Below are 9,040 nucleotides of genomic sequence, written 5' to 3'. Positions count from 1 at the left end.
GCTTCCAGGGCAACCCCGGCTCACACCCGATCCGGAGCCTTCGCGGTCCCGGGCGCCCCAGACCCTACTCACCGCAACAATTCAACCGAGAATCCCACGCTACGCGGCCGATCTCGCTTCTACCGCGCAGACTCCTAGGTGGTTAACCTGAACCCCCGGGCCTGCCGATGCGCTCGGCGTGGGTGCTGCTCTCGAACTCTATGGCTCGCTGGGAGTCGTCGCCGGGTTCTTCCAGACCGCGTATCTGGTTGCAGCCTTCGGCCTTTCCGGTCTTCTGCTCACTCGTGGGCTGAGAGAGCGAGAACTGCCGCCTATCCTTCTTGGCCTCAACCTGCTCCTCGCGATGGGTCTCGGCTACGTGCTGCTTTCGATTGGGGTCGTGGCCACCGAGCTGGGTGATGGCACACCACCGGGGTGGGTAGCCCCGCTGATCGCTGGCGGCTACGCCACGACCACCGCAGGGCTGATCGCAGCCCTGGTGTTCACGTACCGCGTGTTTCGACCCGGCCAGCCGCTGGCGCTGGCGTTCGTATCGCTCGCGAGCTTCGGGATGTGCCTCGGGTGGGTCATCACTGGGCAGAGCGGCGGCTTCACGAATCCGAGCTTCCGCGGCATTGGGATCTCGCTGCTGCTCGGCAGCATGCTTGCGACCAACTTCTGGGTCGCATCAGAGCCCCTCGCCTACTATTGGCGTATGCGGCGCCGGATGCGGATCGGCCTCGCAGAGCCGATCGTGGTCGAACGTTTCTTGCTATGGGGGGCAGGCTCGCTGGCCCGTGCACTGATGATCATCCTCGGCCCGATCGCCGAATACGCGATCGAGTACACGGACGCTGCGGGGGGAATTCTGCTCGCGCAGTTCGTGCTGGTTGCCGCTTCGCTACTCGGGTTGTTCACCAGTGTCGCGTACTGGCTCACCTTCTACCCGACCGAGGGCTATCGTTCCTGGGTGTCGCGGCGCTTCGCGTCCGTTGCCGCCCCCGTCGGTGAGCAGGACAAACGTCCGGATCGTCACTCGGCATAGTCGCTCGTGCCCTGCGAGACGCCGGTCTCGGGAAGGACACAAGGGGTTGCCCAGCCGCGCAACCGACTCTCAGGCGCTGAACCTGGGGCTCAGCTTCGAAGGCGCAAGGTGGTCGCGGGCTCACCTCAACCGCAGCACTGGCATCGCTCGGCACTGGCCGTGCTCGTCTGCACGACCGCCATCCCCGGACCCTCCATGTAGTTGTAGGGGCCCACACTCCGCAGTAGTCCGACCCGGACACGGGTGACCAGGGCAGTGGAGTGCTTGCCGCGTCCGATGCGGTCGACCGCTACGTGAATCCCCAAAGTCGTGAGTAGCCGGTGTTTTCGTCATGGATGAGGTCCCACCAAGAGCGCGTAGGTAGATCAAGAGGGGTCACCCTCTACCCAGCCAAGTAGTGGGGTGGTTAGGCGCCAGAATTCAGTAGCGATCGGGTCCGATCCGGGCGGGGTGGGGAGGAGATTCTCTTCCGGCTCTCGGCCGAGCACACCGACGCCGAAGTGGACGAGGCTTTGGCTGCACTCGCGGCCTTTCCTGAGCGCGCCTGAGGCCGCGGCCCCCTAGAATGCCACCCATGCCGGAACCGAGAGATGGCCCGGGCCTCACGAGTGAGGAGGCTCGGCGACGCTACGCGGAGCTCGGCCCCAACGCCCTGCCGGACGCGCCGAAGCCAGCGCTGTGGCGGCGCTTCGTGCGTCAGTTCCGGAGCTCCCTGATCTATATCCTGCTCTTCGCCCTGGTGGTGGATCAGGTCGTCTGGTGGCTGGACGGCGCGGTGGGCGTTCCATTCGAGTCCATCGCCATCGCCGCCATCCTGCTCCTCAACGCCGGGATGGGCGTATTCCAGGAGTATCGCGCCGAGGACGCCCTGGCCCGGTTGCGAGAGCTCGAGGCGCCCCAGGTCTGGGTGCTTCGAGACGAACGCCTCAAACGCATCCCAAGCAGCGAAGTGGTTCCGGGCGATGCCGTTCGCGTGGAGTCCGGTGCCCGGATCGTGGCCGATGGCTGCCTCGACGGTGCGAGCGAGCTGGTGGTCGACGAGTCGATCCTCACCGGTGAGTCGGTGCCGGTCGCGAAGGGCTCGGGCGAGGAGGTCTTCTCGGGAACTCTCGTGGTGCGCGGCACCGCGTTCTTCGAAGTCACCCGCACTGGCGCACGCAGCGCCATGGGGCGCATCGCCGGGATGCTGGGCGAAGTGCGTTCCGACCAGACGCCGCTCGAGGCGCGCCTCGAGGTCTTCGGCCATCAGGTGGCCCGCTGGGTGATGGGGGTCTCCGTGGTGCTGGCGGCGGCAGGAGTAGCCGTCGACGGGCTCGAGCGTCTCGACGAGGCCTTCCTGTTCGCCGTGGCGCTCGCCGTCGCCGCCGTCCCCGAGGGCCTTCCGGCCGTGCTCACCCTCACCCTGGCGCTCGGGGTCGAACGCATGTCCCGGCGCAAGGCCGTGGTGCGCAAGCTCTCGGCGGTGGAGGCGCTGGGCTCGGTCACGGTCATCGCCTCGGACAAGACCGGGACCCTGACCGAGAACGAGATGGTGGTTCGGGACATCGAGTCACCGGATCTGCCCCGTGCCCTGCGGGCGATGGTGCTTGCCAGCGAGGCCGAAACAGAGACCGGTGCGGGCGATCCGCTCGAGGTGAGCCTCGTGTGTTGCGCGCGTGATCGTGGCATCGATCCCATCGAGCTCAGGCGTCGGTGCCACCGCCAGAGCCTGCGCGCGTTCGACAGCGAGTGGAAGTTCATGCGGGTCACGGTCCAGGAGGACGGGCGTCCGGTCAGCTACCTGAAGGGCGCTCCCGAAGTCCTGCTCGAGCGGTGTCGGTTCGGCGACACGGAGCGCAGCCAGTGGCGAGATCGGGCCGAGGCCCACGCCGAGAGGGGCTACCGGGTGCTGGCCCTGGCCTGCAGTGAGGGCGAGGCCGAGCGGGATCTCAGCTGGCTCGGGCTCGTGCTCTTTTGGGATCCACCGCGACCGGAGGTGGAAGGCGCGCTGCGCGCCGCCCGCGCCGCCGGCATCCGCGTGCTCATGATCACGGGCGATCATCCCGCAACCGCTGCCGCGGTCGCGGAGCAGATCGGGATCGACGGCGGGAGGATCGTGACCGGCGAGGAGCTCGACAGGCTCACCACCGACGAGCTCCGCCGGGTCGCCATGGAGGCGGATGTATTCGCGCGAGTGGCCCCGGAGCACAAGCTCGCTCTGGTGGACGCGCTCAAGGACCTCGGCGAGATCGTGGCCATGACGGGTGACGGCGTCAACGATGCACCGGCGCTCAAGCGCGCGGACGTGGGCGTGGCCATGAGCCTGCGCGGGAGCGACGTGACCCGGGAGGTCGCCGACCTGGTGCTGCTGGACGACAACTTCGCCACAGTCGTGGCCGCTGTCGAGGAAGGGCGCAACATCTACGAGAACATCCAGAAGTTCATCCGCTTCCTGTTCTCGACGAACGTGGCCCTGGTCCTGCTCGTGGCGGCCGGGGTCGTCGGCGCGACGGTCCTTGACCTCCGGGATCCGGGCGGTGCCCTGCTCGTGCCACTGACCGCGGCGCAGCTGCTATGGATCAACATTGTCGCCGACGGCCCGCCGGCGCTCGCCGTCGGGCTGGACCGCACCCCGGGGCTGATGGAGCGTCCGCCGCGTCCGCCGGACTCGCCACTCCTCGACCGTCTCTCGCTGCGCTTCATTCTCGCGACTGGCTTTGCCAAGGCCGGCCTAGGCGTGGCACTGCTGGCTGCTCTGCCCCTTGCGGGCGTGAGCACGATCGCCACGCGCTCGGCCGTCTTCCTGTATGAGGCCCTTGCCCAGCTGGCCTTCGTCTACCCGTCGCGTCAGCTCACGCACCGGCCCGGTCGCAACGCGGTGCTCAATGCCATCGTGATCGTGAGCGTGGCGGTCCAGCCGCTTCTCCTGGTGATCCCGGCTTCGCGCTCGATTCTCGGCCTGGAGGAGCTCGCGCTTCGCTGGTGGGGCGTCGTGGCCGCCGCGGTCGCGGTCTCCTGGGCGTTTGCCGAGATCTGGTCGCGCAGTGCCGCCGCGAGCGTGCGCAGCGACGAGCCGGGCTGAGCCGGTACTCCCCCTCAGGCTTGGAGCAGCTTCTGCGCCTGCTCGGCGATCTTCTCGGCGGCCTCTTTCCGGGGCTCGTCCCGCTCCACGGGTACGTCGAAGCTGCGCTGAACGGCGGGCCGCGCACCGACCGCCTCCAGCCATCGCGCGAGGTGGGGCAGGTCGTCGATTTCAATGCCGGCCCAGCCGTGCAGGCGCACCCGAGACCAGTTGGTGATTTCCGCGAGTCCGTAGTCTCCGGCCAGGTACTCGTTGTCGGCGAGCCGCTGGTCGAGCACGGTGTAGAGTCGCTTGTTGTCGATCTCAATACCCATGACGTGCGGCTCAACGACGACTCTCCAGCGATCGACGGGGGCGCACACATATAGGGTGTCACCGAAGAGATAACTGGTGTCGCCCCGGACGTAGGTGCGCACGAGAAAGACACTGAACCATGGGAGGCGGGAGTACGCTGGCAGGTCGACGTAGGCGACGATCATGTTGGACCGACACTCAGTAGTTGCGTCAATTAGGCCGAATCCGGGCACGAGAGCTGCGTCAGCGAAATGCGGTTTATCAACCGTGGGCCCTGGGGCGCGGTGTCGCCTCACGCGTCCACGGCGGCTCCCTCGGATCGCGCACGAGGCCCGCGCGCGGCGAGACCCTGCATGACGGCAGTGTGCCTCGCGTGGGTCAGGTCGTAGCGCCGGAGGAACAGCAGGCTCACGGCCAACAGGAGAGTCATCGTCCCGCCCTGACCCAGGCCGAGGGCGATGACCGCGCTCGGCGGAGCCTCGCCCGGCGGTGTCTCCGGAGCGATGCCCGCGAAGTCGATCACCAGGCCCGCGAGGACCGGACCCAGGCCCACGAAGAGCTTGTAGGCGAGGGACTCGGCTCCGAAGATCACACCCTCCCGGCGCTTCCCCGCCTCGGGCCCTTCGGTCTGGCTCCGCAGCCGATGGCGCAAGTCGTTGTAGTCCCGGACGCGGGGAATCGAATCGGTTTCGCTCATCGCGCGGCACGGTAGCCCAGCGCGGTTCACGCCTCCCCGGGTGGCTCCCACTCGAGCGCTTTGGCACGAAGCGGAACTCGGTTCTCGAGCAAGCTCGCTCACTAGACGAACGCTCCGATCGTCCAGGGCAGCCAGTCAATCGACAAGGGTGCCGGCCGGCCGTCCCCGCTGATAGGCTTGGAGGGATCGCCGTTGGCCGCCAAAGCATCGGGGGACTGGATGATGACAAGGTTCCAGGGGGGGGCGATCTTCGCGGTGAGCTTCCTCGCGTCCACGTTGGCTGCGAGCGCCGCCAGCGCAAACGCGGATCTGAACTGCTCAGCCTACGCTGGCATGGCTGTCGCCCAGCAGGAGCAGAACGTCGCGTTGGGTTGCGGCCTCTCGGGCGGTGCATGGTCCGCGGACTTCCAGGGGCACTTCGCCTGGTGCAACACCAGCGCGAAGATGGCCGACCTGGTCCGCGAGGACGAGGCGCGCAAGCAGGCGCTGGCCGATTGCGCGGCGAAACCGAAGCTCGACCAGGTGGCTTGCCAGGAGTACGCCGCCAACGCCGTGATGCAGACGCGCATGGCCCAACAGGCAAAGTGTGGCCTCGCAGGCGGCCGCTGGTCCGACGACTATCCGCCGCATTTCGACTGGTGTCTCGGGGCTGCACAGGCGCAGCGCGACGATGAAGCCCGGGCGCGCGAACTCGAGCTTTCGGGTTGCCTGGCAGCCCGGAAGTCTGACCAGGAGACACGTTGCCTGGCCTATGCCGAGGCTGCCGTGATCCAGAACGAAGACAACCTCGCGCGGAGCTGTGGGTTCACCGGCGGTCGCTGGAGCGATGATTCGCCGGGGCATTTCGATTGGTGCATGGGCGCGTCCGAGCCCGCCTCGGCCGCCGAGGGTGAGGCGCGCAACGCCGCCCTGCGCGACGGCTGCAAGAAGCCGGTGAAGAAAACCTGCTGGACCGAGACCAAGGCCGTCGTGGGTATCCCTCCCTGGCGGGTCGTGAGGCACTGCAAGACGCATTGATGCATCGACAGCGGTCGTCCGGGACCTACGCCGCAGCTAGCAGGCTTCGGGCGCGGCCCCTTTTCACGTCGCAGCTTCGCGGAGTGAGCCTTCTCGCCACGCCTTCCGCGGCGTTCGGCACCGAAGCATTTGAAACTGCCTCAAACCACGGCCCCTAGGTGTCGCCGAACCCGGGGGAAGTCCACATCAGCGATTCAAGGCGCTGGCCCGCGTGCCGATCTGAGAACGACCATGAATAAGGTCTTCCGCTGGATCGGCATTTTCGTGGCAGGGCTCGTGGCCTTGGTCGTGCTGGCGGCCGGCGGGCTCTACGTGCTCATCGAGATCAGCAGGCTCCCCCACGACCATCGCACGGTCTGGATAGACGGCCCCGGAGCCGCAAGGATCCGCAGCCACTCCTGGATCGAGGGTGGCAACTGGATGGACGACCCGTATGACGTTCACGAGTACACGCTGGTGGAGAGGGACGGGACCGAGACCCTGATCGGCGAAGGGCCTGCTCCGCTCGACTCCAAGGAAGCGCGGCTCTACGAGTATGGAGAGCAAGCGACGCTCGTCGTGCGGGACATCGCCTACAGCCCGGCACCGTACGGGCGCTGGGCCAGTTTTCGGGCGAAGGACAGGGGCTTCATCCACAGGCACTACGCACCGTTCACGCACCACTCGATTCACCCCTTCGGGCAGACCTGGCGATCGACCTTCACCGGGCTCCGGTGCCGGATTGCCTCGGTGGACCTCCCGCTGAAGCGCATGGTCTCCGCGTGCGGTAGTGGTCTTCGGAGCGTGAACCTCGTCTTCAGTCGGAGATCCCCTGAAGATCCCTGGGAGGTCGACGCCGCTGCGACCTTCGCAGGATCACCGCCGCCCGAGCGCGCCCCGTTCCCGGAAGCTGCACACGCCACCCTCACGGCAGTGCGCGTCGTGCCTCCGAAGGATCTCCGGGCATTGCCAGTCGAGAACTACAGGCTCGACGCCACAATGCAGGAAGCGGGAGCGGAGATCGCGGCGGAGATCGACTTCGAGATCCGTCGCGACGAACCGGTCGAGGTCACGCTCGAGACGGCCGCGTTTCGCCCGAGCTGGTCGCTCCAAGGCGGTTGGGTCACGGACGAAGGCTGGCCGGTCCTGTACTGGCCCGGCTTTCAGTTCCGCGCCCAGCCTTGGGGAGACGCGTTTCTCGTCCACAACTCGTTCGTCACTCGCGACGACGCGACCTATCTGATCTATCTCGAGCTGCGACCCATGGAGTCACGGGCGATCGACGGGTCCTGAAACTCTGCATGCGGCCGTGCCGCGGCCCGCGCTATCGGCCTCCGGCCGGAAGGGGCGCTCCTTCGCACTGGGGTGCGTTGGCCGCGAGTGTCAGGCGGGGTGTCGAGCGCTCCTCCGAGCGCGGCCGCGGGGTGCCCTGGTAGATGTTGTTCCAGCATCTGGCGTCGACGTGGCCGTCTCCGTCCAGGTCCCGGTCTCCATAGGTCGTGGTGTCGCAGTCGTCGTCGTGACCGTCCTCGTCGCACGTCTCGGTGTTCCCGGGGAACCGGTCGCCGTCCTGGTCGTCGCAGTCATCCCCGCCGCATGCGCGGGAATCGTGGCCGTCGCCGTCCTCGTCGGAGATCAGATCGCAGCCGGAGAGGCAGCGGTCGTTGGCCTCGTCGCACGTCTCGTCCTCAGGACAGGCCGGCTGCCTCGCGGGGGCGCAGCCGCGCTCGTCGGCGCTCCCCAGGTTCGGGTTGCAGCGCTCCTCTCCGTTGCAGAAAACGCCGTCGCCGCACTCGTAGTGGGAGGTGCATCTCTCGACCGGGGGGTCGGCGTGCACCGCTGAGCCGGCCAGTGCCAGCAGGACCAGTCCCGCAGCCAAGCCTGCTAGTTGCAGTCGTGCCATCGATCCGGATCCGTGTCGTCGCAATCGTTGCCAACCTCCGAGAGCCACTCTCCATCCTCCTGAGCGCGGCGGATGTCGTCCGGGCACACCTCCATCCCGCTGCCCGGTGCGCCGTGCAGGTCTCCGTCTGCGTCGACGTAGCGGAGGATGGTCTGCCCTTCGTCCACCTCACCGTCGCAATCGTTGTCCACGGCGTCGCACACTTCCGTCGCTCCCGGATACACGTCCGGGCGGGAATCGTCGCAATCGCTGCCGTGGCGGGAGGCCTCATAGGCCGCCCGGCGCGCGCGTTCAGTGAAGGCGGAATCGGCAGCAGCAGACATCGCGGCCGTACGCACCCGCCGCAGAGCCGCCGCCTTCGCGCGACGGGCCGCGACCATCTGGGACGTCGCTGCCACGCGCGGGACGGCGCCGTCCGTCCGGGAACGCGCCCTCATGCCCGCCTCGTCCGCGGCCGATCCGAGGCCGGGCCGGGTCGCCGCTGCGACCGTCAGGGGCCGACACGACTCGTTGTTTCCGCGTGTCCGATCCCCCGCACCCTGAACATGGGCGCAGAGCTGGTAGCGGCCAGGCGCCGGCCCGCGGCCGCCAAAGGTGTGAGTCCGGCGATCGCCCGGCTTCAGGGTCTTGCCGGTCTGTGAGGCCAGGGGCTTCACTCGTCCTTGGCTCCGCAGTTCGAGGGTGACGCGGTAGCTCTTGCAGGAGCCCTTGCCCGCGTTGCTCACGACCGCGCCGATCCGGCCGAGCGGGTTATTTGCCAAGATCCGGGGCGGGGGCTCCAGTCGAACCGTCAGATCGGGAGCCGCGATCTTCGTCGTGGCGGGCGCGGGTGAGATCGTCCGCGGCTTCTGGGCCGGGGCACGCGGCTTCTCATCCTTGGGGGCCGCCGCGGCGACGCTCGTCAGTAGGCCAAGCGTCGAAACGACTAGTGATATGATTCATAAATAAAGGGCACTATTGGACTATCCACGTTACCCTCGCGGCGAACGGCCAGAGGGGCACGATGCGGGTCGCAGCCGAGATTCACCTCAGCAAGAGCCAGCGGGCGACGCTTCAGCAATGGTC

General features: G+C 67.7%; 9 protein-coding genes. 4 read left to right on the top strand and 5 right to left on the bottom strand.

Features of this window, described 5'->3' with window-relative positions; all coding sequences use genetic code 11:
* The first annotated feature begins 178 nt into the window (after positions 1-178).
* Positions 179-1,024: a hypothetical protein gene (locus GY937_28700; protein MCP5060696.1), complete on the top strand. Its 846-nt coding sequence runs from the start codon at positions 179-181 to the stop codon at positions 1,022-1,024.
* A 125-nt stretch (positions 1,025-1,149) separates the two neighbouring features.
* Here the strand turns inward: GY937_28700 and GY937_28695 are convergent, their stop codons facing one another.
* Positions 1,150-1,329, bottom strand: a complete 180-nt coding sequence (locus GY937_28695) for a hypothetical protein (GenBank protein ID MCP5060695.1) — start codon at positions 1,327-1,329, stop codon at positions 1,150-1,152.
* A 269-nt stretch (positions 1,330-1,598) separates the two neighbouring features.
* Between GY937_28695 and GY937_28690 the strand changes: the two genes are divergently transcribed.
* Entirely contained in the window at positions 1,599-4,085 is a 2,487-nt protein-coding gene (locus GY937_28690) for a cation-translocating P-type ATPase (protein ID MCP5060694.1), read from the top strand.
* Positions 4,086-4,099: 14 nt separating this feature from the next.
* Here the strand turns inward: GY937_28690 and GY937_28685 are convergent, their stop codons facing one another.
* Complete coding sequence (locus GY937_28685; protein ID MCP5060693.1) at positions 4,100-4,564, bottom strand: hypothetical protein; 465 nt, start codon at positions 4,562-4,564, stop codon at positions 4,100-4,102.
* A gap of 107 nt (positions 4,565-4,671) precedes the next feature.
* Entirely contained in the window at positions 4,672-5,076 is a 405-nt protein-coding gene (locus GY937_28680) for a hypothetical protein (protein ID MCP5060692.1), read from the bottom strand.
* A 219-nt stretch (positions 5,077-5,295) separates the two neighbouring features.
* On the opposite strand from GY937_28680, the gene GY937_28675 reads away from it, so the two are divergent.
* Together GY937_28675 and GY937_28670 are read left to right on the top strand one after the other, a co-directional pair.
* Positions 5,296-6,093 (top strand): hypothetical protein, encoded by a 798-nt coding sequence (locus GY937_28675; protein MCP5060691.1) that lies wholly within the window; start codon positions 5,296-5,298, stop codon positions 6,091-6,093.
* A gap of 231 nt (positions 6,094-6,324) precedes the next feature.
* Complete coding sequence (locus GY937_28670; protein MCP5060690.1) at positions 6,325-7,365, top strand: hypothetical protein; 1,041 nt, start codon at positions 6,325-6,327, stop codon at positions 7,363-7,365.
* Positions 7,366-7,396: 31 nt separating this feature from the next.
* On the opposite strand, the gene GY937_28665 is transcribed toward GY937_28670, so the two are convergent.
* The gene (locus GY937_28665) at positions 7,397-7,975 is read right to left on the bottom strand and encodes a hypothetical protein (GenBank protein ID MCP5060689.1); all 579 of its coding nucleotides are present in this window, start codon (positions 7,973-7,975) and stop codon (positions 7,397-7,399) included.
* Positions 7,957-8,412 carry a hypothetical protein gene (locus tag GY937_28660; GenBank protein ID MCP5060688.1) on the bottom strand — a complete coding sequence of 152 codons (456 nt, stop codon included), beginning with the start codon at positions 8,410-8,412 and terminating at the stop codon, positions 7,957-7,959. The genes GY937_28665 and GY937_28660 overlap by 19 nt, the downstream gene beginning before the upstream one ends.
* Positions 8,413-9,040 lie beyond the last annotated feature (628 nt).

It is taken from the genome of bacterium (assembly GCA_024228115.1).
Taxonomy (GTDB): Bacteria; Myxococcota_A; UBA9160; order UBA9160; family UBA6930.
Note: the sequence above shows the minus strand (reverse complement) of the source record. Positions and strands in the feature narration are given on the sequence as shown.